This window comes from Burkholderia sp. Bp9016 (assembly GCF_003857765.1).
GTDB lineage: Bacteria > Pseudomonadota > Gammaproteobacteria > Burkholderiales > Burkholderiaceae > Burkholderia.
This window is the reverse complement of the sequence record NZ_QTPY01000031.1, coordinates 1-26715: the sequence shown is the minus strand read 5'-3', so window position 1 is coordinate 26715 and position 26715 is coordinate 1. Positions and strand designations below refer to the sequence as shown.

Below are 26715 nucleotides of genomic sequence, written 5' to 3'. Positions count from 1 at the left end.
CCGTTCGTCAGACAAAACATCATGCGCAAATTCAAGATCCCCAACATGGGTGCGCTCGTGGCTTTCGAAGCCGCGGCGCGCCACGAGAGCTTCACGCACGCGGCAAAGGAGCTGTTCCTGACCGAGAGCGCGGTGTCGCGGCAAATCGCGACGCTCGAAGCAAGCCTCGGCGTGCGGCTGTTCGCGCGCGTGAAGCAGCGCGTCGTGCTGACGCGCGCCGGCAAGCTGTACGGCACGCAGGTGCGGCGCGCGCTGGAGGCGCTCGACCGCGACACGCTGTCGATCATCGCGCACGGCAGCGGCGGCGGCTATCTGGAGCTCGCGGTGCTGCCGACCTTCGCGTCGCACTGGCTGATCCCGCGCATCAAGAGCTTCTACGACCGCACGCCGGACGTACGCGTGAACATGGGCAGCCGCACCGATCTGTTCTCGTTCGAGGACACGCACTTCGAAGCCGCGATCCACTACGGCAAGCCGACCTGGCCCGGCACGTCGTCGGACTACCTGTTCGGCGAGGAAGTCGTGCCGATCTGCTCGCCGTCGCTGCTCCACAGGCCGGTCGAACGCGTGGAGGATCTGCTCGCGTATCCGCTGCTGCACTCCACCACGCGTCCCGGCGCGTGGGCGCAATGGTTCGAGACGCACGGCATCGAGGACATCCGCACGATGCAGGGCGTGCGCTACGAGCTGCATACGATGCTGATCAGCGCGGCCGCGGCCGGGCTCGGAATCGCGCTGGTGCCGAAGTTCTTCGTCGAGGAACAGTTGCAGCAGCTCGGTCTCGTCGTGCCGTGCGACGCGGCGACGGTCGGCGATTCGGCGTACTACCTCGTGTATCCGACGGAGTTCAGCCACAGCAAGCCGCTGGAATCGTTCCGCGCATGGCTGCTGGAACAGGCGAGCGCGTATGCGGCGCCGGGGCAGGAGGAACGCGACGAGGAGGATGACGAAGACGACGAGGACATCGAATAGCGCCACGTGCGTCAGGCGTTCAGCGGCTGCTTCGCGGCGGGGGAAACCGGGGGAGGGGAAATCGCGGCGACGAAATCGCCGGAAGGAAGGACCGAGCGAACGACGGGCCCTGTGTCCGGTGCGCGTCGGGCCGGGGCAGCCCCGACCCGACGCTCCGGGCAGCCGACCTCGTATCGGCGGCGCGGCGGACTTTCTTCTTCACTGCGTAGGTTCTCTCAGGTTCCCTGCATTTTTTTGCTTTGCCGCGCCGGTCATTATCCACTCAAACCGGCCGAAGTAAAACGTTTGCGCACGCACTGAGCGGCATATCCCTCATAACCGGACACAATCCTTCGAATTCCTTTCGGATTGAACGATGGCGGTCGGCAATTCTTGCAATCGGCACGGCGTTGCTTTTTAATGGAACTGGTTCCATTCCGTATTTCGGCCATGCCGCCGCGTGACGCGACGTCGTGCGCGCGTCATGATGCCGATTCAGGATCGAGGATCATTCAGCTCAGGATTCCGTGTCGCCCGTCCTTTCCGGCCACCCGTCAAACGAGACCGTCATGCCCGATTCCGCCTCTCTGCAGCAGCTGTTTCCCGCCTATCAGGACATCCCCGCCGAATACCGGCTCGCTTCGCCGATCCACCAGCGCGTGTCGCTGGTCGACGGCGAATTGCGCCCGTGGGACGGCACGACCAAGACCGTGCTGTCGCCCGTGTGCGTGCGGCAGCCGGACGGCAGCGTCGCGCAGATGGAGATCGGCAGCTACCCGGTGATGGGCGAAACGGAAAGCGACGCGGCGCTCGACGCCGCGGTGCGCGCGTACGACTCGGGCCGCGGCGAGTGGCCGACGATGAAGGTCGAGCAACGCATCGCGTGCATGCAGGACTTCATCAAGCGGATGGTCGCGCAGCGTGAGCTGGTGGTGAACCTGATCATGTGGGAAATCGGCAAGAGCCTCGCCGATTCGCAGAAGGAGTTCGACCGCACCGTCACGTACATGACGCAGACGATCGATGCGCTGAAGGAGCTCGACAACGCGAACTCGCGCTTCGTGATCGCCGAAGGCACGATCGGCCAGATCCGCCGCACGCCGCTCGGCGTCGTGCTGTGCATGGGGCCGTACAACTATCCGCTTAACGAGACCTTCGCGACGCTGATCCCCGCGCTGCTGATGGGCAACACCGTGGTGTTCAAGCCGCCGCAGTACGGCACGCTGCTGTTCGAACCGCTGCTCGAGGCGTTCCGCGACGCATTCCCGAAAGGCGTGATCAACACGATCTACGCGCCGGGCGCCGTGGTCGTGCCGCACATGCTCGCGTCGGGCAAGATCAACGTGCTCGCGCTGATCGGTTCGAGCAAGGTCGCCGATTATCTGAAGAAGCAGCATCCGAAGTCGCACCGGCTGCGCGCGATCCTCGGCCTCGACGCGAAGAACGCGGCGATCGTGCTGCCCGACGCCGATCTCGACCTCACCGTGAAAGAGTGCCTGCTCGGCGCGCTGTCGTTCAACGGCCAGCGCTGTACCGCACTGAAGATGCTGCTCGTGCATCGCTCGATCGTCGACGAATTCCTGAAGCGCTTTACCGCCGCGCTCGAGCAGCTGAAGATCGGGATGCCCTGGGAGAAAGGCGTCAGCATCACGCCGCTGCCGGGCATGCATCGCACCGCGTACATGACCGACGCGATCGACGACGCGAAGGCCAGGGGCGCGCAGGTCGTCAACCAGTCGGGCGGCGAGTTCAGCAAGACGCTGTTCTATCCGGCCGTCGTGTATCCGGTCGCCGAAGGGATGAAGCTGTATCGCGAGGAACAGTTCGGGCCGATCATCCCGGTCGCGCCGTTCGACGACGTCGAAACCGCGCTCGACTACGTGACCACGTCGGAGCACGGCCAGCAGGTCAGCATCTTCGGTTCCGATCCGGCGCAGATCGGCGCGCTCGTCGATCCGCTCGTGAATCAGGTGTGCCGCGTGAACATCAACTGTCAGTGCCAGCGCGGGCCCGACGTGTTCCCGTTCGCGGGGCGCAAGGATTCGGCCGAGGGCACGTTGTCGGTGACCGACGCGTTGCGCGCGTTCTCGATCCGCTCGATGGTTGCGGCGAAGCAGACCGACGGCAGCAAGCAACTGCTCGACTCGATCGTGTCGGATCACTACTCGAAGTTCATCAATACGGGCTTCATTTTCTGAAGCGCGGCGCGAGGCGACGGACGATCCGCCGTGCGTTCGTGCGGCGGATCGTCCGGACGGGCACGCGTCGTCCGTTCAGACGTTCGACGCGAGCAGCCGGATCCCCGCCAGACCGAACACCACCGCCAGACACGCTTCCATCGCCCGCCGGCCACGGACGTACAACCGGCGCGCACCATCGGTCGAGAACACCAGCGCATAACCGCCGAACACCATGCAGCCGATCGCGATGCAGCCCGGCACGACCGCGCCGTGCGACGCGCCCGAACCGTTCGACGACAGCGCGACGATCGACACCCACACCAGGATGGCTTTCGGATTCGTCAGGTGCAGCATCGCACCGCGCGCGTAGAAGCGTGACAGCCGCTGCCCGGGCGTCGTCTTCAGCGTCGCCGCCGCGTTGGGCGACCATGCCGTGCGGCCCGACTTGAACGCGAGCCACAGCAGGTACACGCCGCCGAACAGCTTGATCGCGACCAGCAGCTTCGACCACGCGAGCAGCGCCGCCGACACGCCGAGCGCGGCCACCATCGCCCAGCACATCGATCCCGAAATCACGCCGAGCGCGAATACGAGCGCCGCCTTGCGGCCATGGTTCGCGGCGACCGACATGATCGCGAGATTGCTCGGGCCGGGGCTGGCCGTGCCGACGAAATAAGCCGTGTAAGCCAGCAGCAGGTTGGCGGAGAAAAAGGCGTGGACGCTCATGTCGAACCTCGCGGGGGATGATCGATCGATTGTTCGCAAATGCGCGGCATCTGCCCATGGACAGTTGGCCGGCAATTCGCTGGGCCAGTTGCGCGAAGCGCATGCCTGCGCATGACGTTGCATCCGTGTCGGGGCCGGCGCGCTCGGACTGTTTCGGTTATGAAACATCCGGCGCGTGGGCATTGCGGCATTCCTCGGTCAGGGTCGGGCGTTGCGGGTCGCCGTGCCCGGCGCCGCGCGGATGCCGCGCGAACCGCCCGACCACGGCCTTCCCGCTCGTCGCCGACAGGAACACGAAGCCCGTTTTGAACCTGCGTTACGTTACATCGTTGAAGCATTTCATTCGTTCGACCGCCGCCGCACCCGCGTGCGCCACGTCGCGACGCGTATGGACGGCCGCCTCGATTTTTCGCGCGAGCCAGTCTCGGCGGGACGCAACGACCGACGCCGCGACGCGCGTCAACATTGCGCAACAATTGGATCGCGGCGCTGGTACGGAACCTGCATCCCGTTTGTCATGCAAGCCGCGCCGCCGATCGGCGCGGCCACGAACACCGCGAAGCAACGAGGCTTTCCATGGATGCGCTGCCCAACTCGTCCGACACGTCGTTCCAGCTCTTTCTCGCGAAGCTGCTCGAGCAGCCGCTGCCCGACTGGACCGAAAAGCAGCAGATGGAACTGGACATGGCGCGCACGCTGTCCGGCCAGATGGTCCGTCTCGCCGAAGACATGCGCAGTGGCACCGCCGATCTCACGCGCTGCCTCGTGCTGCTGCGCTACGCGAAGGTGCTCGACTTCATGCTGACGTCGCTCGCCGCGCGCCGCGACATCCATCCGCAGACGCTGCGCACGCTGTTCCGGCTCGCGAACCTGAAGGTCGACGATGCGTATCCGGTCTGAACCGGCGCGCCGCGTCGATCTCGATGACGAACCGCGACCGATACGCGCGCATGCCCGATGACCGCACCGGATGAGCATCAGGAACCGGAAGGCCCGGCAGAATCCCGACCCGAACGATCGCCGCTACGATCACGACGTCGAACGGGCGATGCGGCGCCTGTCGGCCGCCGACCTCTCCGATCGGCTGGCCGATAAGGGCAAGGACCAAGACGAAGACGAAAACGACGCCGCCGACCCGCGCCGCGTCCGCTGAACGCCCCTCCGCGGCACACCGGCACACCCCGCCTCCCGGCACCGCAACCGGGCCGCCAGCCAATCGGATGTACAATCGCGCGCCATGAACGCACTTCGCCGCTTCCTGTTCCGGCAAGGCGTCGCGCGACAGCTTCTGTGGGGTGTCCTCCTCGTCACGCTGCTGTCCCGCGCGCTGATGTCGGGCGCCGTGATGCTCGATCCGGACGGTCCGGATGCGGGCTCGGTGGTGCTGTGTTCGGGGCGCGGCCCGCTGATCGTCGACGTGGCAGCACGCGCCACCCGTTTCGACGCGGGTGCGCCGATCACACCGGCCAACGATGCGTTCGCGCTCGCCGACGCACTGAAGCATGACGCACACGCCGGCAATGCAGCGTCGTCCGCCGGCAGCGACGACGGCCTCTGCGCATTCGGCGCGGCGCTGTTCACGGCGCTGACATCGTTCGCGGCGCTGGTGCTGTTGTTTCCCGCCGCGGTGCCGCGGCGGTTCCGGATTCGCTTCGGCATCCCTCGCGTCGTGCGATCGATATTCGACGACCGCCCGCCCTCCCGCGCGCCTCCCCTGTTCTGCTGATCGTTTCGCCTGATGGTCCGCGCACGTCGACGTGCGCGGACCGTCACGCCGTTCGTTTCACACCACCCGATTCAAGCGATCACCCGACTGCGCCCGCCGCCCGGGCGACGTCGCCATGCGCGCCATGACCGGCCGCGCATGACGTGCCGTCGTCCGTTTCGCCGCCGCGCGCACGCGGGTGTGCCGCGCGTCGACGGCGGCCGGCCCATGCCGGCCCGACCGATCGACGAACCCGAGGAGCTGACACCATGTCGACCACCGTCGAGCGGGCCCTGTCGCCCGCCCGTTCCGCCAGCGCCGGTTACCGGACGCTCTGGCGCTGGCATTTCTATGCCGGCCTGTTCGTGATGCCGTTTCTCGTGATCCTCGCGATCACGGGAACGCTCTACTGCTTCCAGCCGCAAATCGAGCCGCTGCTGTATCCGCACCGGCTGATCGTCGAACCGCGCGCGACGCCGCGACTCGATCCGGACACGCTGCTCGCGAAGGCGCGCACCGCGATGCCGGCCGGCGCGACGCCGGTTTCGGCGCAGGTTTCCACCGCGCCCGAGCGCAGCGCCGAATACGTGTTCCGGCTGCGCGACGGCAGCCGCGAAAGCGTGTACGTGAACCCGTACGACGGCAGCGTGCTCGGCACGCTGAGCGTCGAGCAACGCTTCATGCAGGTCGACCGGATGCTGCATCGCAAGCTGCTGCTCGGCAAGACCGGCGAGCTGCTGATGGAGCTCGCCGCATGCTGGACGTTCGTGATGATCGGCACAGGTATCGCGCTGTGGTGGCCGCGCGGCGCCACGCGCGTGGGCCGCGCACTGCGGCCCGACCTGTCGCTGCGCGGCAGGCCGTTGTGGAAGAGCATCCACGCGACAGCCGGCATCTGGCTCGCGGCCGGTACGGTCGCATTCATCCTGACCGGGTTGCCGTGGTCGGGTTCGTGGGGCAAGAACTTCAAGGCGCTGGCCGCGACCGTGAACCTCGGCGCGCCGCCGGGCGCATGGGGCGGCGGGTCGATGCGTTCGACGCGCCCGGGCGCGGCGGCGTCGGCTGCCTCGGCCGCACCGGCACGGGCCGCGGCGCCGGCCGGCCATCACCATCACGAAGCCGGCGAATCGATGCCGGGCATGGTGATGGACGACCTGCCGCTGCCGCAAACGCCTTGGGCGGTGGGCAACGTACCGGTTCCCGATTCGCCATCGGCGCCGGCATCGTCCGCGCCGCTGCCGCTCGCACGCGCGATCGCGATCGTCGCCGGGCTCGGCGTGACGAGCGGCTACACGCTCGCTCTGCCGTCGGGCCCCGACGGCGTATTCACCGCGTCGTACTTCCCGGCCGACCCGAAAGCGGAGCGCACCATCTCCATCGACCAGTACAGCGGCGCGGTGCTGCAGGACATCCACTACGCGGACTACGGCGCGGTATCGCAAGCCGTGTCGTACGGCACGTCGCTGCACATGGGCCGCTACTTCGGGCTCGCGAACCAGATCGTCTGCGCGGCGCTGTCGCTCGGGCTGGCCGCGATGGCCGTCACGGGCGCGGTGATGTGGTGGAAGCGTCGTCCGGCGGGAACGCTGGGCGCACCGTCGCGCGAACGCGGCGCGCCGCCGATGCGCGGCTGGATCGCGGGGCTCGTGCTGCTCGGCATCGTGTTCCCGCTGACGGGGTTGACGATCGTCGCAGTGTGGTCGATCGACCGCCTGCTGTTCGGCCGCGCGACGCGCGCGGCAGCCTGATCGTCGAACGACGCCCCCTTCAAGGAACCCGAAACATGAAGTTCAGATTGATGCTGCCCGCCGCCGCGCTCGCGGCCTTTGCACCGCTCGGGCAGGCACAGGAAAGCGGCGGCGGCGACGGTGCCGGTACGATGCTCGAGCCGATCCGCGTCGATGCACGCAAAGTCGCGCCGCTGCGGCAGCCGCTCGATATCGGCAGCCGCCTCGACCTGACGCCGCTCGAAACGCCCGCGAGCGTCGAACGGATCGACCGCGCGACGCTCGACACGCGCGGCGACAGTTCGATCGTCGATGCGGTGAGCCGCGCCGCCGGCATCAGCGCATCGCCGCATCCCGGCAACGGCGACTCGGAGCTGAGCGCGCGCGGCTTCGTCGGCGCGTCGTCGGTCACGCAGCTCTACGACGGCGTACGCCCGTATGGCGCCATCGGCATCACCTTTCCGTTCGACACGTGGTCGGTCGACCACATCGACGTGCTGCGCGGCCCCGCTTCGGTGATCTACGGCGAAGGCGCGATCGGCGGCGTCGTGAACATCGTCCCGAAGAAGCCGACCCGCACACCGATCCGCAACGAACTGCAGGTCGGCGGCGGCACCGAACGCACGGCGCGCGTCGCGTTCGGCAGCGGTGGCGCGATCAACGACGCGCTGTCGTACCGCTTCGACATCAGCGGCAACCGCTCGGCGAACTGGGTCGATCGCGGCGATTCGCGCAACCTGTCGATCTCGGGTGCGCTGCGCTACGACGTGACGCCGGACCTGTACGTGACGGCGTCGTACGCGCAAGGCTTCCAGCATCCGATGCAATATTTCGGCGTACCGCTCGTGAACGGCGCGCGCGATCGCGCGCTCGACAGGAAGAACTACAACGTCGGCGACAGCGACATCGCGTTCCGCGACAGCTGGGCGACGGTGTCGGCTAACTGGCAGCCGAGCGACGGCCTGAACGTGACGAGCACGCTGTACCGGATGCAGAGCAATCGCCACTGGAAGGATGCCGAGTACTACACGTACCTGCCGTCGAGCGCGCAGGTCCGGCGCAGCAGCTACACGGAAATTTTCCACGACCAGCAGCAGTACGGCAACGTGACGACGGCCACCGCGACCGGCATGCTGCTCGGGATGCGCAACACGTTCTCGGCGGGCGCGGAGTTCAACCACACGACATTCCAGCACGACAACAATTCGCCGTATTCGGGCACGTCGACGGTCGATCCGTTCAGCTTCGATCCGGGCAGCTTCGTCAACGTGGCCGGCACGTATCCGAAGTACCGCAGCCAGGCGAACCAGTACGCGCTGTTCGCGGAGAACCGGCTCGAAATCACGCCGCGCTGGTCGGTGATCGGCGGGTTGCGCTACGACCATGCAAGCGTGAACCGCGACGATCTCGTGAACGGCGGTGCGTTCACGAAAGTGTTCGCGAACACGGGCTGGCGCCTTGGCACCGTGTACGACGTGCGCCCCGGTCTCGCCGTGTACGGGCAGTATTCGGTCGCGGCCGATCCGATCACCTCGCTGCTGTCGCTGAATGCGTCGAAGGCGAATTTCACGCTCGCGACCGGCCGGCAGATCGAGATCGGCGTGAAGCAGTCGCTCCTCGACGGCAAGGCCGAATGGACGCTGGCCGCATACCGGATCGTGAAGGACAACCTCCTGACGGCCGATCCGCTCAACCCGAACCAGTCGATCCAGGTCGGCCGGCAATCGTCGCGCGGGCTGGAAGCGACGGTCGGCGCGGAGATCGCGAGAGACTGGCGCGTCGACGCGAACGTGTCGATCCTGCGCGCGAAATACGACGACTTCCAGCAGGCGTCCGGCGGCACGACGGTCTCGCGTGCGGGCAACGTGCCGGTGTCGGTGCCGCAGCGGCTCGCGAACCTGTGGGTGAGCTGGCGCTTCGCGCCGGACTGGACCGGCATCGCCGGCATCAAGTATGTCGGCAAGCGCTTTGCCGACACGGCCAACACGCTCGTGATGCCGTCGTACACGAACGTCGACCTCGGGCTCGCGTGGAAGCCGCGCAAGGACACGACGATCACCGCGCGCGCCTACAACGTGTTCAACCGGCGCTACGTGCAGTCCGCGTACTACAACGAGACGCAGTATCTGATCGGCAACGACCGCCGGTTCGAAGTGCTCGCGAACTACCGGTTCTGACGCCGCGCGGCGCGGCGGCGCCTTGGTATGGCGGCCCGTCGACGGCCATCGTCGCCGGAAAGACGCGGTCGCCGACCACGGCGTGTGCGTGCGCGAAAGCGGCATGGGACAGGCCGGCAGCGGCGGCCGGCAGCGCGGCGCATCACACGGCAATCCGAAAGAATCGACCCGGCACACGGCGGCCCGGGCCATCCGTCATCCGGCCCGATAATGCGGCCGGACACGCATGCGCGTCACGCGCGCGGGGCGGCCGCGCGGCGTGCCATCCACTTCCGGTAGCGCCGCGTCTGGCACTGCGCGGCAAGCTGCTGCGACACCAGCGCGCGCAGCGGCGACACGTCCGGATGCGTGCGTCGCCCGACGCTCAACCGCGCGAGCTGGAACTTGACCACCGCCATGTTGGCCAGCGCGCCCAGCGCCTTGTTCTTCCAGCGGATCGGCTGCAGCACCGGCGCGCTGTCCTTGCCGGCCTGCCAGTCGCGCGGCAGGTTCGGCTCGATCGACAGCGCGGTCGCGATGCCGACCATCGCCACGCCGCTGTCGACCACCTTTTCGGCCACCGCGCGGCGGCGAATGCCGCCCGTGACCATCAGCGGCATGCGTGCGACGGCCGTGATGTCCCGCGCGAACTCGAGAAAATACGCTTCGCGGGCCAGCGTGCGCCCGTCGCGCGCCTCGCCCTGCATCGCCGGCACTTCGTAGCTCCCGCCCGACAGTTCGACGAGATCGACGCCGAGCGGATTCAGCAGTTCGACCACACGCCTGGCATCGTCCGCACTGAAACCGCCGCGCTGGAAATCGGCCGAATTCAGCTTCACCGCCACGGCGAACGCCGGCGACACCGTCGCACGCACCTCCCGCACGATGTCGAGCAGCAGCCGCGCGCGATGCTCGATGCTGCCGCCCCACGCGTCCTGCCGGCGGTTGGTCAGCGGCGACAGGAACTGGCTCAGCAGGTAGCCGTGCGCCGCGTGGATCTGCACGCCGGTGAAGCCGCTTTGCTCGGCGAGCTGCGCGGCGCGCACGAAGCGCCGCTGCACGTCGGCGATGTCGGCCTCCGTCATTTCCTTCGGCACCGGGAACTGCTTCGACAGCGCGCCCAGCGCGAGCGGCACGGCCGACGGCGCGAGCGTCGTCTGGCCGAGCGCCGCCTGCATCTGGCGCCCCGGATGGTTGATCTGCATCCACACCTGCGCGCCGCCGGAGCGCGACACCTGTGCCCATCGCCGGAAGCGGTCGAGGTGCGCGTCACTGTCGAGCACGACGCCGTTCGGGCCGGTCATCGCGCGACCGTCCACCATCACGTTGCCGGTCAGGATCAGGCCGACCCGGCCGTCGGCCCACGCCTGGTACAGGCGCAGCAACGCGTCCGACGGCGCGTGATCCGTATCGGCCATGTTCTCTTCCATCGCGGCCTTGGCGAGCCGGTTCGGAATCACCGCGCCATTGGGCAGTGTCAGGGGCGCAAACAGGTTCAAGGTGGATCTCCTCGATTGACGATGCCCAACCATAACTTTAAAGTCAGCTTCAAGGTCAAGCCTCTTTGGAGCCCAACATGAAAATCGGTGAACTGGCACGGGCCAGCGGCCTCGCGGCGTCGCGCATCCGCTTCTACGAAGCGAGCGGCCTGCTCGAACCGGCACGCCGGCAGGCGAATGGCTATCGGGAATACGGGTCGGATGCGCTGACGCGGCTCGCGATCATCGACCGCGCGCAACGCGCGGGCTTCGCGCTCGACGAGATCCGGGCGCTGCTGCCGCCCGATCTCGGCGCATGGCCGCACGACGAGCTGCTGCACGCGCTGCGGCACAAGGTCGATGAAATCGCGCTGCTCGAGCAGCGTCTCGCGCAGAACCGGCGCAACCTGCAGGCGCTGATCGACGAGATCGCGAACAAGCCGGCGGGCGAGGATTGCGCGGCCGCCGCACAGCGCATGCTCGACAAGCTGTGCAAGGAGGCGGCGGAGCCGGAGCCCGCGCCCGTGCCGGCATCGCCGCCACGGCTGCTACGAAAGCGCGCGTAAGTGCACCGGCACCGGCACCGGCAACCGCGATCTGTCCGCCGTGCTGTCGACGCATGATCGGGTGATGCGCAGAGTCGCACGCATGCCGCATCGGCAACGCATTGCCGGCATGCACGATAAAAAATCCGGACGATGGCGCTCGCGCGCCGACCTCGTCCGGATCGCGCGGGCACGTGCAGCGAAGCCGCCCACGCCCGCCGCCGACGCATCGACGGCCGGCGCGGTACAGCCCCCGCACCGCGCCGTTCGATGCAGCCGGTTACTGCAGCCAGATGCCGACGTACCCCGACGACGCATCCGCGCTGCCGCGCTCGACCAGCACGTAGCGCGTGAGCCCGTACGCGGTCTGATAGCGATACGCCGACAGCACGGTGCTGCCCGGCTGGCCGCCGAGCGACACGAGCGGCGTGCCCGTGAGCGCGCCCGTCACCTGCGCGGCGGGCACCGTGATCGTCTGCGACGCCGAGCCGCCGTTCGCGACGACGAAGGTCGCGCCGCCCTGCCCGTCGAACGACAGATAGTTGCCGGTCGTCGTCGCGGGGCTCGTGCCGCCCTGCAGGCAGTCCTCGTAGTAACGCGTGAACGACACGCCGACGAGATCGGACGCCTGCGTCACCGGAACCGCGTTCGCCGGCACCAGCACATCGGTCGACTTCAGGCTCGACGGGCCCGTGCCGCCCGACAGCGACTGGCACACCATCGCGGCGGCCGGCAGGTTGAAGTCGCTCGCGTTCGAGTCGAAGCCGTTGCCGGCCGCGATCTTCGCGCCCCACGTGTAGTTGCCGTCGACGCTCGTGAACGGCGACGACACCTGCGGGCTGCCGAACGACACCGTGCCGGCGATGCCGTTGCCCGACGCACCCGCATCGAGAATCGAGCCGGTCAGGCTGGTCGTCGATGCCAGCGGCTGCCGGTAGTTGAAGTCGAGATAGTTGACCGTCGTGTTCGCCGGCGCAACCGACGACGCGAGCGGCGTCTGCGTCGTCACGCTGCCGACCGTCGCCGCGCCGCCGTTGTCGGACGCGGTCGTCGAGAACTGCTGGTTGGTGGCGGTGTTCACGTACGTGACGGACGGGTTGTCGGCCGTCGGACGAATCAGCCCGAGATGGTCGAGCACCGCGTCGACGAGCTGGTGATTCGCCTGGAACGGCGTGGTCACCGGATCGATGCTCGACCAGTCGACCCCGTACGCGGACGGCGGGAACATCGTCTGCAGATCGGCGGTGACGTTCACGTAGTAGCCCTGGAGCGTCGCCGCGTCGAGCGTCTGCAGCGAATCGGTCAGCGTGCGCGTGATGCCGCTCTTCGCGATCGTGCCGAAGAAGATACCGGTCGTGATCGGCGTGAGGTTCATGTTCGACACGATGCCCGAACCGACGTACGGCGACACCAGCAGCCCGTCGGCCGTCTGCGCCTCGATCAGGAACGGCGACGCGCAATGGATGTTCTTCATCACGTACGTGCCGTCGGCCGCGCTGACGGCGGAGCCGCACTGGTTGCCGTTCGCCTCGTAGGCCGTGATGGTCACGTTGCCGAGCGGTGCGCCGGTCGCGACCGTGCCGCTCAACGACGTCGTCACGTTGCCGCTGTTGCTGCTGCCGTTGTTCGACGACGAAGCGCCGTCGCCACCGCCGCCGCATCCGGACAGCGCGCCGAGCACGGTCGCGCCGGCAAGCAGGCCAGCCAGGGTCTGTTGTTTCATATGGTCTCTCTCTTGTGGTTCGAAAGTCGCGAACGACGAATGGCCGCGCGGCGCCGCATCGGGTCGCGACACCGGCGCCGGGATGCGCTTCACGAACGACTGCGCGCGCGACGGCAGGCACTTGCCGTTCGCGCGATGGTCGTTCAGCGAGTCAGGCCGCGTGGATCCGACGGGCCGGCGCTGCCGGGCCGGTCGGGCAAGAATCGGAATGGCATGGAGACCCCGCAGCGTTGTTGTCGTATTGATCGGGATCGTAGGGCCGGCGCACGGGCCGGACAATCGCTCGACGGATCGGCGCGGGCCTCAACCGGTGAGCGAGGGGCACTCGCTTCACGGTTTAGCGCCCGGGTGCCGACAACAGGTTCAGGGCGGAAAAACGGATCAGCTCGGCGTTGTTGTCGAGGCCGAGCTTGCGCTTGATGTTGGTGCGGTGCGCTTCGACCGTGTTCGCGCTGCGGCCGATCCGCTCGGCGATCTGCTGCTTCGTCAGCCCTTCGCCGATCATCCGCAGGATCTCGATCTCGCGCGGCGACAATGCGGCGAGCGGCGTCGTCGGTTTCGCCGCCTGACCGCGCGCGCGGCGCAGCAGGTTCTGCTGCACTGCCGGCGGGAAATACGGTACGCCGCGCAACACCGAGTCGATCGCGTCGAGGATCGTGCGGCTCACGTTCGCCTTGTTCACGTAGCCTAGCGCGCCGGCCAGCGCGGCCGGCTCCGCATACGCCACGTCCGAATGCATCGAGATGCACACGACGGCCGTGTCGGGGCAGCTCTGCGCGATTTCCTCGATGAGCCGCAGCGCGAGCGTGTCGCCGAGCATCAGGTCGACGACCGCGATGGCGGGCCGGTGCGCGCGCACGGCGTCGAGGCCGTCATGCGCGTTGCCGGCCTGCGCGACGACCCGGTAGCCGGGCACCGCATGCAGCAGTGTCGCGAGCCCTTCACGAACGATCGGGTGATCGTCGACGAGCACGATGGTCGGGTTCATGGTCAGTCCACTTCGACGGTCGTGCCGCCGGTTTCGTTGGTCAGGAAGCGTGCGTGCAGGCCGAGCAGCTGGGCGCGCGAGCGGATGCTGCGCAGCCCGAGACGCGACGCCGGCTGCGCGGCCGGATCGATGCCCGCCGCGAAGCCCGTGCCGTTGTCGCGAATCGCCAGCGCGACGCGGCCGTCGATGTCGCGCAACACGACGTCGATCCGCGTGGCGTGCCCGTGCCGCAGCGCATTCGACACCGACTCCTGCACGATCCGGTACAGGTGCAGCGACGTATCCGGCGACAGCAGCTCGGTATCGTACTCGACGCTCAGGAGGCAACCGTCGGCGACGAGCCGGTCGACGTCGCCGCACAGCTCGCGCAGCGCGGCCGCGAGATCGTGCGGCGAACCGTCGAACGGCGACAGCCCGCGCGACAGCGTGCGGATCGTCTGGATGCCATCCTCGACGATCGCCGAAATCCTGTCGATCACCTGCCGATGATCGTCCGCCGCGTCGCGGGGCGACTGCGCGAGCGTGCTCAGCATCAGCGACGCACCGGTCAGCTTCTGGCCGAGATCGTCGTGCAGCTCGCGACCAATCTGCTGGCGCTCGCGCTCGCCTTGCCGCGTAAGCTCGCGCTCGGCGTGCAACTGCGCATCGAGCAGCGTCGACACCTGGTGCCGCGTGCTCGCGAGCGATGCCGACTGCTGCGTGACGGTGTCGGCGAGCCGGCGCTGCGCGGCCAGCAGCAGATAGATGATGCAGGCCGCCGCGAGGCTGATCGCGCCGCCGAGCGCATAGCCGATCGCGCGGATATGGCGGCCGATCGCGTCCTGGAAGTGGTCGGCCGGCACCGCGATGTCGAGCACGAACTGCCGGCCGGCGACGGTGAAGGTCCGGCGTTCGGCCATCGTCGCCGCGCCGGCCAGCGCGTCGTTGTCGTACGCGAACAGCACGCGGCGCTGCACGTCGGCGAATTCGCCGGGCTTCGCGACCGTATGCAGCCGCAGCGACACGAACCGCCAGTCGTCGTCGGGCATGGCCTCGCGAATCAGCGAACGCACGTCGACGAAGATGCCCGCCGATCCCATCGCGCGCGACTCGCGCTCGGCGGGCGGCGGAACTTCGCCGCCGCGATACACCGTGAGGCGGATGCCGAGGCCGGGGCCGACGTGCCCGTCGAGCTGCGCGACACCGACGCCGGACGTATAGGGCTCCCCCATCCGGTTCGTGTCTTTTCCAACGTTCCAGCCAAAGTTCGCGGCAATGTCGCGCCCGACGTAGATCGCGTTGAAAGGCACGTTGTAGCGCAGCACCATCCGGTACGCGTGCGGCGTAGCAGCCGGAAACACCGTGAAATCGGCCTTGTGCAACCGCAAGCGCATCGCCTGCTCGTATGCCTGCGTATCCGCGGTCGCAATGTAGTCGCAGTAGTTGATCGTTTCGAGCGCGGGAAAACGCCGCGCCACGTGCAGCGACGCGACGTAATCGCGGAACTGCCGCTGCGTCGGTTCGCCGACGACCGACCACAGCCCGCGCACGCCGGACAGCACGTCCACGTAGCGCAGCAGTTGAACCTGGATCTTGTTGCTCGTGTCGGTGACGAATTCGCCGAACTTCAGGTCGGCCGCGGCCCGGGTGCGCGCGTCGAGCTCGACGACGACCAGATGCGTGACGCCGAGCAGCAGCGTCAGGACGATCGCGGCGATCGCGAGCGGATGGCGGGAAGCGCGCCGGATCATGGCGGATAGCGTGTTGGTTTCGGGCGAACGCCTGGAGCGGCCGCCGTGTTCGTTCGATTGCGTTCACGCGTATCGGCTGGCGCCGTCGGCATGCGGCTTCGTCGCCCGGTCGCGTGTGGTCTGGCCGCATTCTTACCGACGCGCGGCCGGCTGGCAAGCTGCGCCGTGCGCGCGGGATGGCGCGAGGCCCGGGGGGATTCGCTTACGTCGCAGGTAATCGACGCGCGCAGCAAGCGCGCCGATCATGGCTTGACCGATCAACCCGTCGGATCGACACCACGGAGCCCGCCATGACCGCCTACGCCATCGCCCACCTGCACGACGTCCGGATGTGCGACGACATCGTCGCATACCTCCAGCGCATCGACGGCACGCTCGCGCCGTTCGACGGCCATTTCGTCATTCACGGCGCGCGGCCGGAGGTGCGCGAAGGGGAATGGCGCGGCGACCTGATCGCGATCGCGTTCCCCGATCTCGACACGGCGCGCGCATGGTACGAATCGGAGGCGTACCGGCAGATTCAGCCGCTGCGTGCGCGACACGCGAGCGGCCCGTTGATCCTGATCGACGGCGTGGACGAGCGGCACAAGGCAACGGACATCCTGCGCTGAGCCACGCCGCATCGGGTGCTGCCGCGATTACGTCGCCTTGCGCTCCATCGGCTCGCCGACGACGAACCCGCCGCCCTGATACCGCTGCGTGGCGTCGTCGTACTCGGCGGTCGGGGCGGTTACCGGGAACAGCCCGGCGAACTGCTCGGAGCTGTCCTGCGGCCGGAAACCGAGGAAGCCGGCCTTCGTGTTGTCCCACCACTTCACCGGGTTGTCCGACACGCCGTAGACGATCGCGTGGCCGACGCGGTTCGTCAGCAGCGAGCAGCGCACGAGTTCGATGAAGTCGCGGTAGCTGAGGTACGTCACGAGCATGCGCGGGTTCTTCGGCACCTCGAACGACGAGCCGATCCGCAGGCATACCGTCTCGATGCCGAAGCGGTCGAAGTAGTACCGCGACAGCGACTCGCCGAAGCATTTCGTCACGCCGTACAGGCTGTCCGGACGCAGCGGCGAATCGGCGTCGAGCACTTCCGTGACCGGATGGAAACCGATTGCATGGTTCGAGCTCGCGAACACGACCCGCTTCACACCGTGCTTGCGCGCGGCTTCGTACAGGTTGTACGTGCCGGTGATGTTCGCATCGACGAGATCGTCGAACGGCGCGTCGATCGAAATGCCGCCGAGGTGGACGATCGCGTCGACGCCGGCGACCAGATCCATCACCGCCGGGCGGTCGGCCAGGTCGACGACCCGGGTTTCTTCGTGCGGGGCCGCGTCGTCCAGCGCCGCGATGTCGCTCACGCGCACGACGTCGGCCCAGTTCGCCAGCGCGCCGCGCACCTGGCGGCCGAGATTGCCGGCCGCGCCGGTCAGCAGCAGGCGCCCGAACGGCTTGCGCGCACCGGTGGATGAGGCGTTCATCGAATGTGTCTCCTTGAATCTGTCCTGGGGTGTACCGAAAATCGGAAAACGTTTTCCAACTATACGCGGCCAAAAAGCCGAACGTCAATGGTCGAACACGCTCCCGGCTATCCGCACTTTCCCGATATGGCCCGGCGGCCGGGCGCCGGCTTTTTCTGCCACAATCCGGGGCAAGCCAACGAAAACGTTACCCTTCCGATGAAAAAAGTTTCCCCGACGATCCGCGACGTGGCCGCGGAAGCCGGCGTGTCAGTCGCGACGGTGTCCAAGTATGTGAACGGCACGCAGCGCTTTTCGCCGAACGTCGAAGCGCGGCTCAAGGAAGCGATCGAGCGGCTAGGCTACCGTTCGAACCCGCTCGCGCGCTCGATGATTACCGGGCGCACCCGCACCATCGGCGTCGTGATCCTCGACATCAGCAACCCGTACTTCACGAACGTCGTCAAAGGCGCGAACCGCGTCGCGCTCCAGCACGACTACACGCTGCTGCTCGTCGACACCGAAGAGAGCCAGGCGCGCGAACGCTCGCTGATCGAGGCGCTCGCGCAGCGCGTCGACGGGCTGATCGTCAGCACGCGGATGCCCGACGAGGAAGCCGGCTGGATGCTCGATCTTCACAAGCCGCTCGTGCTGCTGCGGCGCAGCCCCGGCCTGCCGATTCCGAGCGTCGGCATCGACAACCGGCTCGCCACCTACATGCTCGCGCGCCACCTGCTCAATCTCGGCCACACGCGCATCGCGTACCTCGGCTTCGGGCAGGCCCGCCCGAACGACGAACGGATCCAGGGCGCGCGCGACTGTCTCGCCGAAGCGGGGCTCACGCTCGACGTGCACGACGCGCATGCGCCGACCGCCGAAGCCGGCGAGCGCGCGTGCTCGCGCGTGATGCTCGGGCCGCAGCGCCCGCAGGCCGTGATCTGCTACAACGACCTGATCGCGCTCGGCTTCATGAAGGAAGCCGCATCGCTCGGGTTCCGGCTGCCGCAGGACGTGTCGGTGGCCGGCATCGACAACGTGCCGTACGGCCAGTACGCCGCGCCCGCGCTGACCACCATCGACATCCAGAGCGAGAACATGGGCGAGCTCGCGATGCAGAAGCTGATCGACGCGCTCGCCGGCCGCACCGACGCGAGCTATTCGACGTTCGAGCCGCGGCTCATCGTGCGCGCATCGACGGCCGAGGCCGGTTGAAGCGCATCACGCTCGCATCGCACCGCGCCCTTGCTTCGCTTCAGAGCAAACGCGCCGCCCGCGAGGCGGCGCGTTCATTTGCCCGCCCGCCGCGATTACGCGTCGAGCTTCGCAGGCTTCATCTTCGGCGTGAGCACGTGCATGACGGCCAGCGCGAGCAGGTAGGCCAGCGCGCCGATCGCGAACAGCACCCAGTAGTGGCCCGTGCGTTGCAGCACCTGGCCGATCACTTCCGAGAACAGCACGCCGCCGATCGAACCGGCCATCCCGCCGATGCCGACCACCGACGCGACCGCGCGGCGCGGAAACAGGTCGGACGCGGTCGTGAACAGGTTCGCCGACCAGCCCTGGTGCGCGGCCGCGGCGAGGCCGACAATCAGCACCGCGATCCACAGGCTCTGCACCTGCGACACGAACGCGATCGGCAGCACGCAGCACGCGCAGATCAGCATCGCCGTCTTGCGCGCGCCGTTCACGCTCCAGCCCGCGCGCAGCAGCACCGACGACAGCCAGCCGCCGCCGATGCTGCCCACCGTCGTCAGCGCATAGATGCACACGAGCGGCAGGCCGATATGCTGCATGTCCATCCCGCGCGACTCGTTGAGCCACTTCGGCAGCCAGAACAGGTAGAACCACCACACCGGATCGGTCAGGAACTTGCCGATCAGGAACGCCCACGTCTCGCGCTTGCGGATCAGTTCGCTCCAGCGCGGCGCGCCGGCATCCGCGTTTGCCGCGTCGAGCGCTTCGGCTTCGTCGCGCGGCTCGTCGTATTCGGCGGCGAGCGCACGCGTGTCGGCCGGGCGGTACATCACCAGCCACACCGCGAGCCACACGATGCCGATCGCGCCGATGATCACGAACGCCGCGCGCCAGCCGTAGGCCACCGCGATCGCCGGGATGATCGCCGGCGCGAACACCGCGCCGATGTTCGCGCCCGAGTTGAAGATGCCGGTTGCCAGCGCGCGTTCGCGGCGCGGAAACCATTCGGCCGTCGTCTTGATCGCGGCCGGGAAGTTGCCGCCCTCGCCGATCCCGAGCAGCGCGCGCACCGCGGCGAAGCCCATCACCGAGCCGACCGCCGCGTGCAGCACCGCGGCAATACTCCACACCAGCATCGCGACCGCGTACGAGATGCGCGTACCGAGCCAGTCGACGATGCGGCCGAAGCCGAGCAGCCCGATCGCGTAGAACGCGGAAAACGCCATCACGATGCGGCCGTACTGCACCTGGCTCCAGCCGATGTCGTGCTGGAGCATCGGCGCGAGCAGGCCGAGGATCTGCCGATCCATGTAGTTGATGACGGTCGCGAAGAACAGCAGCGCGCAGACGGTCCAGCGGTAGCGGCTGGCCGCGGCGCGCACGGCGCCGACGACGGCAGATTGCATGAGTGTCTCCGATGCGCGGCCGCGCCCGTCGCGCCGCTGGATGATGCGTGTCCGTGACCGGCGACGGGCGCCGGGGCGGGCGGCGGTGTGCCACGTTCGTGGCACGGCCGGTCGCCTGTCGATGTCTGGAAAACGTTTTTCAAAGCATAGGACGGGCGCTGGTGGCATGTCAGTCGGGGATTTCGATGAGTCATCTCAAATCGGGCCGCGCAAAAAGAGACGACTGTTTCGCAGATTGGCATTAATCGTTTTTCCGCGATTTTCCTGCGCGGAAACGGGGTGCGAACGAGGCCATGACGCGGAAGCGCCAGCCGATACACATGTCCGATTCCAGCCAGAATCGGCGGCGCGGATGGTTTACAGTCGCCGCATGCGCCTCGATCCCGACATCTGCTACGACGCCCTGCTCTCGCGGAACCGCCGCTTCGACGGCTGGTTCTTCGCGGGCGTGTCGACGACGGGCGTGTATTGCCGCCCCGTTTGCCCGGTGAAGCCGCCGAAGGCGCAGAACTGCAGTTACTATCCGACCGCCGCGGCGGCCGAGAAGGCCGGCTTCCGGCCGTGCATGCGCTGCCGGCCCGAGCTCGCGCCCGGTCACGGGCTGCTCGACCTGTCCGGCAATCTCGCCGATGCGGCCGCCGCGCTGATCGAGGACGGTTTTCTGAACGAGCATGCGGTCGATGCGCTCGCGCGGCGGGTCGGCGTGACCGAGCGCCATCTGCGCCGGATCTTCGCCGCGCAGTTCGGCGTGTCGCCGGTCGAATTCGCGCAGACGCACCGGCTGCTGATGGCCAAGCGCCTCCTGACCGACACCGCGCTGCCGGTGGCCGTCGTCGCCTCGACCGCCGGATTCGGCAGCGTGCGGCGCTTCAACGACTTGTTCCGGCAACGCTACGGCCTCAATCCGCTGCGCCTGCGCAAGGGCGCCAGCGCAGCGGCCGGCGGCGACATGACGTTCCCGCTGCCGTACCGGCCGCCGTTCGCGTGGGCCGAGCTGATGCAGTTTCTCGCGCAGCGGCAGATCGACGGCGTCGAGCGGATCGACGCGAACGGTTATGCGCGCGTCGTCGCGCTGCCGAACGGACATGGCGGCGGCGATGTCGCCGGCTGGTTGTCCGTGACGCACGTGCCGCAGCGGTTCGCGCTCGCCGTCACCGTATCGCCCGCGCTGACGCCCGTCGTGCCGGCCGTGCTCGCGCGCGTGCGGCGGCTGTTCGATCTCGACAGCCGGCCCGACGTGATCGACGCGCACCTCGGCGAACTCGCACACGGCTCGCCCGGCCTGCGCGTGCCCGGTGCATTCGACGGGCTCGAGATTGCGATCCGCGCGATCGCGGGCGAGCAGCTGGCGGCAACGCACGCCGCCGCGCTACTCGCGCGCGTTGCCGAACGCTTCGGCTCGCCGGTGGACCACGCGTCGCCCGGGCTTACGCATACCCTGCCCTGCGCCGCGACGCTCGCTTGCGCGCCGCCGACAGCCTTCGAAGCGATCGGCATCGCGCGCGATGCGGCGCGCGCTATCGTGTCGCTGGCACGCGCGGTCGCCGACGGCACGCTCGCGCTCGAACCGATGGCGCCGCTCGACGCGACGCTCGCCGCGTTGCGCGCGATGCCCGGTTTCGACGAACGCGCGGTGCAGTACGTCGCGATGCGCGCAATGGGCTGGCCGAACGCATTCCCCGCCGACGATACATGGCTTGCACAGCGCGCCGCCGATCGTCCGCGCATTGCATCATCTGCATCCAGCGCGCCGCATGCGGCGCGCTGGGCGCCATGGCGCGCGTATGCCGCACTGCATGTGTGGCGCCTTCATGGAGAAGCTTCGCGTTGACTCCCGCTCATCTGATTCCGAGCCCGCTGGGCGACATCGCCATCCGCATCGAGGACGATGCGCTGACGGGCCTTTTTTTCGTCGGCCAGAAATACTATCCGTCGCTCGCGATCGCGTCGGATGCGAATGCGGACGCACGCAACGCATCGCCGCTCGCACGCAAGATCGCAGAAGAAGTCGCCGAGTATTTCACCGGCACGCGCGAGACCTTCTCGGTGCCGATTCACCTGCGCGGCACCGCGTTTCAGCGCAGCGTGTGGAAGCAACTGCTCGCGATTCCGTTCGGGGAGCTCGTGTCGTACGGCGACATCACCGAACGCGTCGGGCTGCCGATGAGCGCCGCGCGCGCCGTCGGGGGCGCGGTCGGCCGCAATCCGGTGTCGATCATGGTGCCGTGCCATCGCGTGATCGGCGCGTCGGGCAGCCTGACCGGATATGCGGGCGGGATCGAACGGAAGCGAGCGTTGTTGTCGCTCGAAGGGGCGGGGTTTCAGCGCGGGGAGCGCCATGCGATGCAGCAGTCGCTTGCATTCTGATTGAACGCCGACGTCCGGCGCGCCCGGGGCGCGTCAGTCGGCCAGCACCGGCCGCCGTGCCTCGCGTTTCGCATACGCACCAGGCGTCATGCGGAACTTCGCCTGGAACAGCGCGATGAACGACGACGTCGAGTCGTAGCCGAGTAGCGCGGCCACCGTCCCGATCGGCTCGCCCGCGTCGAGCAGCGGCAACGCTGCCAGCAGCCGCACGGCCTGCCGCCATTCGGTAAACGACAGCCCGGTGTCCTGCCGGAACAGACGCGACAGCGTGCGCCGCGTCGCGCCGACCTGATGTCCCCATTCGTCGAGACTGCGCGTATCGCCCGGCGATGCATGCAATGCGCGTGCGATCTTCATCAGTCGCGCATCGCGAGGCAGCGGCACCGTCAGCGGCGCCGGCCGCATGCGTGCGATCCGGTCCGCGATCACGCACACCAGCGCACCGTCCGGCCCCGTCTCGTCGTAGTTCACCGGCAACTCGCCGGTGGCGATCACCAGCTCGCGCAGAAGCGGTGTCATGCAGAGAATCGTGCAGTCGTCGCGGGGATCGTCGCGCGCGATCGCTGCATCGAGATACAGGCTGTGGAACGCAACGCAATCGCGCGTCGTTACCGCATGAGGGACGTCCGGCGGAATCCACATCGCGTAGTGCGGCGGCAGCAGATGCTGACCAAACGGCGTCGACACCTCGAGCACGCCGCGCGTCGCATACATGAGCTGCGCCCACGGATGACTGTGCGCACCAACACTCACGTTGCCGGGAATCTCGAACGCACGCACGAACAGCGGCCTCGGCAGGCGCGCCATCGGCGGCACCGCGTAAGGGTCGGCCGGTTGTCCCGCCAGCAACATAAGACGTCCTCCGAAGGTCATTGCACGAACGAGTGCGATGCTACCGTGACGGCTCCTCTTTCACACGGCTTCCGTTCATGAGCGCTCATACCCGCACCACCCGCAAGACCATCACCGCGATCCGTTCGACCAAAGGCATCGGCAGCCTCGTATCGCTGACCGCCTACTCCGCGCCGATGGCGCAGCTGGTCGACGAGGTGGCCGACATGATCATCGTCGGCGACTCCGTCGGCATGGTGCTGTACGGGATGCCCGATACGCTGCGCGTCACGCTCGACATGATGATTGCACACGGTGCGGCCGTCGTTCGTGGCGCCGCGCACGCGTGCGTCGTCGTCGACCTGCCGTTCTCGACGTATCAGGAATCGCCCGCGCAGGCGTATCGCTCCGCCGCGCGCCTGATCGCCGAAACCGGTGCGCAGGCCGTGAAGCTCGAAGGTGGCAGCGAGATGGCCGACACGATCCGCTTCCTCACCGATCGCGGCATTCCAGTGATGGCGCATGTCGGCCTCATGCCGCAGCAAGCGAACGCGACCGGCGGCTTCCGCGCGCAGGGGATGGATCCGCGTTCGGCTGCGCAGGTGTTCGATGCCGCGTGTGCCGCCGAGCGGGCCGGCGCGTTCGGCGTCGTCATCGAGGGCACCGCCGAAGCGCTCGCGCGGCACGTAACGGAAACGCTGTCGATTCCGACGATCGGCATCGGCGCGTCGCCGGCTTGCGACGGGCAGGTGCTCGTGACCGAGGACATGGTCGGCGCGTTCGATGCGTACACGCCGCGCTTCGTGAAGCGTTACGCCGACGCGAATGCGGTGATGCGCGATGCGATCCGCCAGTACGCGCAGGACGTACGGCAATCCGCGTTTCCCGAGCCCGCACATTGCTTCGGGTATGGCAAGCCGCTGCAACTGACGGACGCCGCGTGAGAACGGATTCGAGGCAATTACACGCGCTTGCGCATCGCATGCGCGACCCGTGCGTTCGCCTCGAACTTCGCGCGATGCGTCGAGAAGAACGTCCGCACGTTGCGCACGTTCGATGCGCCGGTGAACAGCCGCCGCGCGAATTCGTCGTATTCGGCGAGGTCGGCCAGATCGGCCACCACCACGAAATCCGGCCCCGGCGATACGCGATAGCACTGCGTGACCGCCGGCTCCGCGCAGACGTAGGCTTCGAACGCGTCGTAGTCTTCGGCCGTCTGCCGGTCGAGGCTGATCTCGATCAATGCCGTGACCGCCGTGCCGATCGCGACCGGATCGAGCACCGCGACCTGCCGGCGGATCACGCCCGCTTCCGTCAGCCGCCGCACGCGGCGCATGCAGGTCGGCGGCGACGACAAGGCGCGCTCGGCCAGCTCCAGGTTCGATACCGACGCCTCGTCCTGCAGGATCGCGAGAATGCGCAGGTCGAGATCGTCGAGCGTGATGCCGGCCATCGGCGGCTCCTTCCCGTCAAGACGTGAAATTTAATTTCAACATGATAACTGATCGCCTATTCGTTTCATTTATAGATGTATTTTGAAATTTAATTCCATTAGCCCGCCTCTACCATCGCTGTCACAGGTCCAGACAGGACATTTACGGAGCGCGATATGTGTGGAATTGTCGGAGCGGTTGCCCAGCGGGACATCCTGCCGAACCTCGTCGACGGGCTGAAGCGGCTCGAATACCGCGGCTACGACTCGTGCGGCGTCGTGGTCTACCGCGACCGCGCGTTGGCCCGCGCGCGCAGCGTCGAGCGCGTCGCCAACCTGCAGCGCGAGATCGCCGCGCATGCGCTGTCCGGGTACACCGGCATCGCGCATACGCGCTGGGCGACGCACGGCGCGCCCGTCACGCTCAACGCGCATCCGCACTTCTCGCCGAGCGACGACAACGCACGCATCGCGCTGTCGCACAACGGGATCATCGAGAACTGCGATCAACTGCGCGCGGAGCTTCAGGCGCACGGCTACGTGTTCGCGAGCCAGACCGACAGCGAAGCGATCGCGCACCTGATCGACCATCTGTACGACGGCGACCTGTTCGACGCGGTGCGCCGCGCCGTCGCGCGACTGCACGGCAGCTACGCGATCGCGGTGATGTGCCGCGACGAGCCGCACCGGATCGTCGGTGCGCGCGACGGAATGCCGCTCGTCGTCGGTGTCGGCGACGGCGAGAATTTCCTGGCGTCGGATGCCATCGCGTTGTCGGGCATCACCGATCGCATCGCTTATCTCGAGAACGGCGATGTCGCCGATATTCAGCTCCATCGCTACTGGATCGTCGATGCGGCCGGCCAGCGTGTCGAACGTGCGGTGCAGCGCGTGGCCGCGCATAGCGGTGCGGCCGACCTCGGGTCGTATCGCTATTACATGCAGAAGGAAATCTTCGAGCAGCCGCAGGCGGTGGCCGATACGTTGCTCGATGTCGGGTCGATCATGCCGGAGCTGTTCGGCGACGGTGCGTGGCGCGTGTTCAACGATGCCGATTCGGTGTTGCTGCTCGCGTGCGGCGGCAGTTATCACGCGGCGCTGACCGCCAAGTACTGGATCGAGCGCATCGCGAAGCTGCCCGCGAGCGTGGAGATTGCGAGCGAGTTTCGGTATCGCGACAGCGTGCCGAATCCGCGCACGCTCGTCGTCGCGGTGTCGCAAAGCGGCGAGACGGCCGACGTGCTCGGGGCCGTGCATGTCGCGAAGCGCAACGGGATGATGCATACGCTCGCGATCTGCAACGTCGCGACGAGCGCGCTGATGCGCGAATGCGCGCTGCAGTTCGTCACGCGGGCGGGGATCGAGATCGGGGTGGCGTCGACGAAGGCTTTTACGACGCAGCTCGTCGCATTGTTCTTGCTGACCTTGTCGCTGGCGCAGGTGCGCGGGCGGTTGAGCGACGACGAGGAGAAGGCGCATCTGCGTGCGCTGCGGCATCTGCCCGATGCGATGTCGAAGGTGCTCGCGCTGGAGCCGCAGATCATGGGCTGGTCGGAACTGCTCGCGCGGCGCGACAACATGCTGTTTCTCGGACGCGGGATGCATTATCCGATCGCGCTGGAAGGCGCGCTGAAGATGAAGGAGATTTCGTACATCCACGCGGAGGCTTATCCCGCGGGGGAATTGAAGCATGGGCCGCTGGCGTTGGTCAGTAACGAGATGCCGGTGATTGCGGTGGCGCCGAACGATGCGCTTCTGGAAAAGCTTCGATCGAACATGCATGAGGTCAGCGCGCGCAATGGCAGGCTTTTCGTGTTCGCGGATGTGGACTGCGGGCTGGTGCCGAGCGACGGAATCGAGGTGATTCGGCTCAACGAATACTACGGGCCGCTGTCGCCGATTCTGCATACGGTGCCGATGCAATTGCTGGCTTATCACGCGGCGCTGGCAAGGGGGACGGATATTGACAAGCCCAGGAATCTGGCGAAGTCGGTGACGGTGGAGTAAAGGACATTCGGCGGGGGCCGCGATGTAGCAACTTCGAAGAGCCTATCCGGTCTTTTGTGTGTGATGCATAAACTGACGGCCAAGGAGCCACTTTTATGCCACGCAAACGCAAGGA

At 67.6% G+C, this 26715-nt stretch carries 23 protein-coding genes; 14 read left to right on the top strand and 9 right to left on the bottom strand.

Annotated elements, in window-relative coordinates; translation table 11 throughout:
- Positions 1-21 precede the first annotated feature (21 nt).
- Both DIE13_RS28285 and DIE13_RS28280 read left to right on the top strand, forming a co-directional pair.
- A complete protein-coding gene (locus tag DIE13_RS28285) occupies positions 22-972 on the top strand; it encodes a LysR family transcriptional regulator (RefSeq protein ID WP_124830346.1) in 951 nt (316 codons plus the stop codon).
- Between the two features lie 548 nt (positions 973-1520).
- Positions 1521-3149 (top strand): NADP-dependent glyceraldehyde-3-phosphate dehydrogenase, encoded by a 1629-nt coding sequence (locus tag DIE13_RS28280; protein ID WP_124830345.1) that lies wholly within the window; start codon positions 1521-1523, stop codon positions 3147-3149.
- Between the two features lie 75 nt (positions 3150-3224).
- Here DIE13_RS28280 and DIE13_RS28275 read toward each other — a convergent pair whose 3' ends face one another.
- Positions 3225-3857: a LysE family translocator gene (locus tag DIE13_RS28275; protein ID WP_124830344.1), complete on the bottom strand. Its 633-nt coding sequence runs from the start codon at positions 3855-3857 to the stop codon at positions 3225-3227.
- Between the two features lie 576 nt (positions 3858-4433).
- On the opposite strand from DIE13_RS28275, the gene DIE13_RS28270 reads away from it, so the two are divergent.
- The 5 genes from DIE13_RS28270 (at position 4434) to DIE13_RS28250 (ending at position 9466) form a co-directional block, all read left to right on the top strand.
- The gene (locus tag DIE13_RS28270; protein ID WP_124830343.1) at positions 4434-4757 is read left to right on the top strand and encodes a DNA-binding protein; all 324 of its coding nucleotides are present in this window, start codon (positions 4434-4436) and stop codon (positions 4755-4757) included.
- A 70-nt stretch (positions 4758-4827) separates the two neighbouring features.
- Positions 4828-5010 carry a hypothetical protein gene (locus DIE13_RS28265; protein ID WP_124830342.1) on the top strand — a complete coding sequence of 61 codons (183 nt, stop codon included), beginning with the start codon at positions 4828-4830 and terminating at the stop codon, positions 5008-5010.
- A gap of 84 nt (positions 5011-5094) precedes the next feature.
- The gene (locus tag DIE13_RS28260) at positions 5095-5583 is read left to right on the top strand and encodes a hypothetical protein (protein ID WP_124830341.1); all 489 of its coding nucleotides are present in this window, start codon (positions 5095-5097) and stop codon (positions 5581-5583) included.
- 248 nt (positions 5584-5831) lie between these two features.
- Positions 5832-7310, top strand: a complete 1479-nt coding sequence (locus tag DIE13_RS28255) for a PepSY domain-containing protein (protein ID WP_124830340.1) — start codon at positions 5832-5834, stop codon at positions 7308-7310.
- 35 nt (positions 7311-7345) lie between these two features.
- Positions 7346-9466: a TonB-dependent siderophore receptor gene (locus DIE13_RS28250; protein ID WP_124830339.1), complete on the top strand. Its 2121-nt coding sequence runs from the start codon at positions 7346-7348 to the stop codon at positions 9464-9466.
- Positions 9467-9699: 233 nt separating this feature from the next.
- On the opposite strand, the gene DIE13_RS28245 is transcribed toward DIE13_RS28250, so the two are convergent.
- Positions 9700-10944 carry an NADH:flavin oxidoreductase/NADH oxidase family protein gene (locus DIE13_RS28245; protein ID WP_124830338.1) on the bottom strand — a complete coding sequence of 415 codons (1245 nt, stop codon included), beginning with the start codon at positions 10942-10944 and terminating at the stop codon, positions 9700-9702.
- A 77-nt stretch (positions 10945-11021) separates the two neighbouring features.
- Here DIE13_RS28245 and DIE13_RS28240 point away from each other — a divergent pair, with 77 nt between their 5' ends.
- Positions 11022-11489 carry a MerR family transcriptional regulator gene (locus DIE13_RS28240; RefSeq protein ID WP_124830337.1) on the top strand — a complete coding sequence of 156 codons (468 nt, stop codon included), beginning with the start codon at positions 11022-11024 and terminating at the stop codon, positions 11487-11489.
- Positions 11490-11748: 259 nt separating this feature from the next.
- On the opposite strand, the gene DIE13_RS28235 is transcribed toward DIE13_RS28240, so the two are convergent.
- From DIE13_RS28235 to DIE13_RS28225, 3 genes are all read right to left on the bottom strand, one after another.
- Positions 11749-13191 carry a hypothetical protein gene (locus DIE13_RS28235; RefSeq protein WP_124830336.1) on the bottom strand — a complete coding sequence of 481 codons (1443 nt, stop codon included), beginning with the start codon at positions 13189-13191 and terminating at the stop codon, positions 11749-11751.
- Positions 13192-13528: 337 nt separating this feature from the next.
- Positions 13529-14179 (bottom strand): response regulator transcription factor, encoded by a 651-nt coding sequence (locus DIE13_RS28230; protein WP_124830335.1) that lies wholly within the window; start codon positions 14177-14179, stop codon positions 13529-13531.
- A 2-nt stretch (positions 14180-14181) separates the two neighbouring features.
- Positions 14182-15909 (bottom strand): histidine kinase, encoded by a 1728-nt coding sequence (locus DIE13_RS28225; RefSeq protein WP_124830334.1) that lies wholly within the window; start codon positions 15907-15909, stop codon positions 14182-14184.
- 290 nt (positions 15910-16199) lie between these two features.
- Between DIE13_RS28225 and DIE13_RS28220 the strand changes: the two genes are divergently transcribed.
- Positions 16200-16520, top strand: coding sequence for a DUF1330 domain-containing protein (locus tag DIE13_RS28220; RefSeq protein WP_124830333.1), 321 nt, complete (start codon positions 16200-16202; stop codon positions 16518-16520).
- A 27-nt stretch (positions 16521-16547) separates the two neighbouring features.
- On the opposite strand, the gene DIE13_RS28215 is transcribed toward DIE13_RS28220, so the two are convergent.
- Positions 16548-17384 carry an NAD(P)-dependent oxidoreductase gene (locus tag DIE13_RS28215; RefSeq protein ID WP_124830332.1) on the bottom strand — a complete coding sequence of 279 codons (837 nt, stop codon included), beginning with the start codon at positions 17382-17384 and terminating at the stop codon, positions 16548-16550.
- A gap of 87 nt (positions 17385-17471) precedes the next feature.
- Here DIE13_RS28215 and DIE13_RS28210 point away from each other — a divergent pair, with 87 nt between their 5' ends.
- A complete protein-coding gene (locus tag DIE13_RS28210; RefSeq protein WP_124830331.1) occupies positions 17472-18575 on the top strand; it encodes a LacI family DNA-binding transcriptional regulator in 1104 nt (367 codons plus the stop codon).
- Positions 18576-18670: 95 nt separating this feature from the next.
- Here the strand turns inward: DIE13_RS28210 and DIE13_RS28205 are convergent, their stop codons facing one another.
- Positions 18671-19963: an MFS transporter gene (locus DIE13_RS28205; protein ID WP_124830330.1), complete on the bottom strand. Its 1293-nt coding sequence runs from the start codon at positions 19961-19963 to the stop codon at positions 18671-18673.
- Between the two features lie 352 nt (positions 19964-20315).
- On the opposite strand from DIE13_RS28205, the gene DIE13_RS28200 reads away from it, so the two are divergent.
- Positions 20316-21794 (top strand): DNA-3-methyladenine glycosylase 2 family protein, encoded by a 1479-nt coding sequence (locus DIE13_RS28200; protein ID WP_124830329.1) that lies wholly within the window; start codon positions 20316-20318, stop codon positions 21792-21794.
- Complete coding sequence (locus DIE13_RS28195; RefSeq protein WP_124830328.1) at positions 21791-22330, top strand: methylated-DNA--[protein]-cysteine S-methyltransferase; 540 nt, start codon at positions 21791-21793, stop codon at positions 22328-22330. Before DIE13_RS28200 ends, DIE13_RS28195 begins: the two co-directional genes overlap by 4 nt.
- Before the next feature lie 33 nt (positions 22331-22363).
- Here the strand turns inward: DIE13_RS28195 and DIE13_RS28190 are convergent, their stop codons facing one another.
- Positions 22364-23182, bottom strand: a complete 819-nt coding sequence (locus DIE13_RS28190) for a helix-turn-helix domain-containing protein (protein ID WP_124830327.1) — start codon at positions 23180-23182, stop codon at positions 22364-22366.
- Between the two features lie 77 nt (positions 23183-23259).
- Here DIE13_RS28190 and panB point away from each other — a divergent pair, with 77 nt between their 5' ends.
- Complete coding sequence (gene panB, locus DIE13_RS28185; RefSeq protein WP_124830326.1) at positions 23260-24105, top strand: 3-methyl-2-oxobutanoate hydroxymethyltransferase; 846 nt, start codon at positions 23260-23262, stop codon at positions 24103-24105.
- A 17-nt stretch (positions 24106-24122) separates the two neighbouring features.
- On the opposite strand, the gene DIE13_RS28180 is transcribed toward panB, so the two are convergent.
- Positions 24123-24614 carry an Lrp/AsnC family transcriptional regulator gene (locus DIE13_RS28180; RefSeq protein WP_124830325.1) on the bottom strand — a complete coding sequence of 164 codons (492 nt, stop codon included), beginning with the start codon at positions 24612-24614 and terminating at the stop codon, positions 24123-24125.
- Between the two features lie 156 nt (positions 24615-24770).
- On the opposite strand from DIE13_RS28180, the gene glmS reads away from it, so the two are divergent.
- Positions 24771-26600, top strand: a complete 1830-nt coding sequence (gene glmS / locus DIE13_RS28175) for a glutamine--fructose-6-phosphate transaminase (isomerizing) (protein WP_124830324.1) — start codon at positions 24771-24773, stop codon at positions 26598-26600.
- Positions 26601-26715: the final 115 nt, after the last annotated feature.

Excerpts from the sequence above, each read along its gene's own strand:
- DIE13_RS28285 (WP_124830346.1), top strand. The coding sequence starts at position 22 with ATGCGCAAATTCAAGATCCCCAACATGGGTGCGCTCGTGGCTTTCGAA.
- DIE13_RS28280 (WP_124830345.1), top strand. The coding sequence starts at position 1,521 with ATGCCCGATTCCGCCTCTCTGCAGCAGCTGTTTCCCGCCTATCAGGAC.
- DIE13_RS28275 (WP_124830344.1), bottom strand. The coding sequence starts at position 3,857 with ATGAGCGTCCACGCCTTTTTCTCCGCCAACCTGCTGCTGGCTTACACG.
- DIE13_RS28270 (WP_124830343.1), top strand. The coding sequence starts at position 4,434 with ATGGATGCGCTGCCCAACTCGTCCGACACGTCGTTCCAGCTCTTTCTC.
- DIE13_RS28265 (WP_124830342.1), top strand. The coding sequence starts at position 4,828 with ATGAGCATCAGGAACCGGAAGGCCCGGCAGAATCCCGACCCGAACGAT.
- DIE13_RS28260 (WP_124830341.1), top strand. The coding sequence starts at position 5,095 with ATGAACGCACTTCGCCGCTTCCTGTTCCGGCAAGGCGTCGCGCGACAG.
- DIE13_RS28255 (WP_124830340.1), top strand. The coding sequence starts at position 5,832 with ATGTCGACCACCGTCGAGCGGGCCCTGTCGCCCGCCCGTTCCGCCAGC.
- DIE13_RS28250 (WP_124830339.1), top strand. The coding sequence starts at position 7,346 with ATGAAGTTCAGATTGATGCTGCCCGCCGCCGCGCTCGCGGCCTTTGCA.
- DIE13_RS28240 (WP_124830337.1), top strand. The coding sequence starts at position 11,022 with ATGAAAATCGGTGAACTGGCACGGGCCAGCGGCCTCGCGGCGTCGCGC.
- DIE13_RS28235 (WP_124830336.1), bottom strand. The coding sequence starts at position 13,191 with ATGAAACAACAGACCCTGGCTGGCCTGCTTGCCGGCGCGACCGTGCTC.
- DIE13_RS28230 (WP_124830335.1), bottom strand. The coding sequence starts at position 14,179 with ATGAACCCGACCATCGTGCTCGTCGACGATCACCCGATCGTTCGTGAA.
- DIE13_RS28225 (WP_124830334.1), bottom strand. The coding sequence starts at position 15,909 with ATGATCCGGCGCGCTTCCCGCCATCCGCTCGCGATCGCCGCGATCGTC.
- DIE13_RS28220 (WP_124830333.1), top strand. The coding sequence starts at position 16,200 with ATGACCGCCTACGCCATCGCCCACCTGCACGACGTCCGGATGTGCGAC.
- DIE13_RS28215 (WP_124830332.1), bottom strand. The coding sequence starts at position 17,384 with ATGAACGCCTCATCCACCGGTGCGCGCAAGCCGTTCGGGCGCCTGCTG.
- DIE13_RS28210 (WP_124830331.1), top strand. The coding sequence starts at position 17,472 with ATGGTCGAACACGCTCCCGGCTATCCGCACTTTCCCGATATGGCCCGG.
- DIE13_RS28205 (WP_124830330.1), bottom strand. The coding sequence starts at position 19,963 with ATGCAATCTGCCGTCGTCGGCGCCGTGCGCGCCGCGGCCAGCCGCTAC.
- DIE13_RS28200 (WP_124830329.1), top strand. The coding sequence starts at position 20,316 with ATGGTTTACAGTCGCCGCATGCGCCTCGATCCCGACATCTGCTACGAC.
- DIE13_RS28190 (WP_124830327.1), bottom strand. The coding sequence starts at position 23,182 with ATGTTGCTGGCGGGACAACCGGCCGACCCTTACGCGGTGCCGCCGATG.
- panB (WP_124830326.1), top strand. The coding sequence starts at position 23,260 with ATGAGCGCTCATACCCGCACCACCCGCAAGACCATCACCGCGATCCGT.
- DIE13_RS28180 (WP_124830325.1), bottom strand. The coding sequence starts at position 24,614 with ATGGCCGGCATCACGCTCGACGATCTCGACCTGCGCATTCTCGCGATC.
- glmS (WP_124830324.1), top strand. The coding sequence starts at position 24,771 with ATGTGTGGAATTGTCGGAGCGGTTGCCCAGCGGGACATCCTGCCGAAC.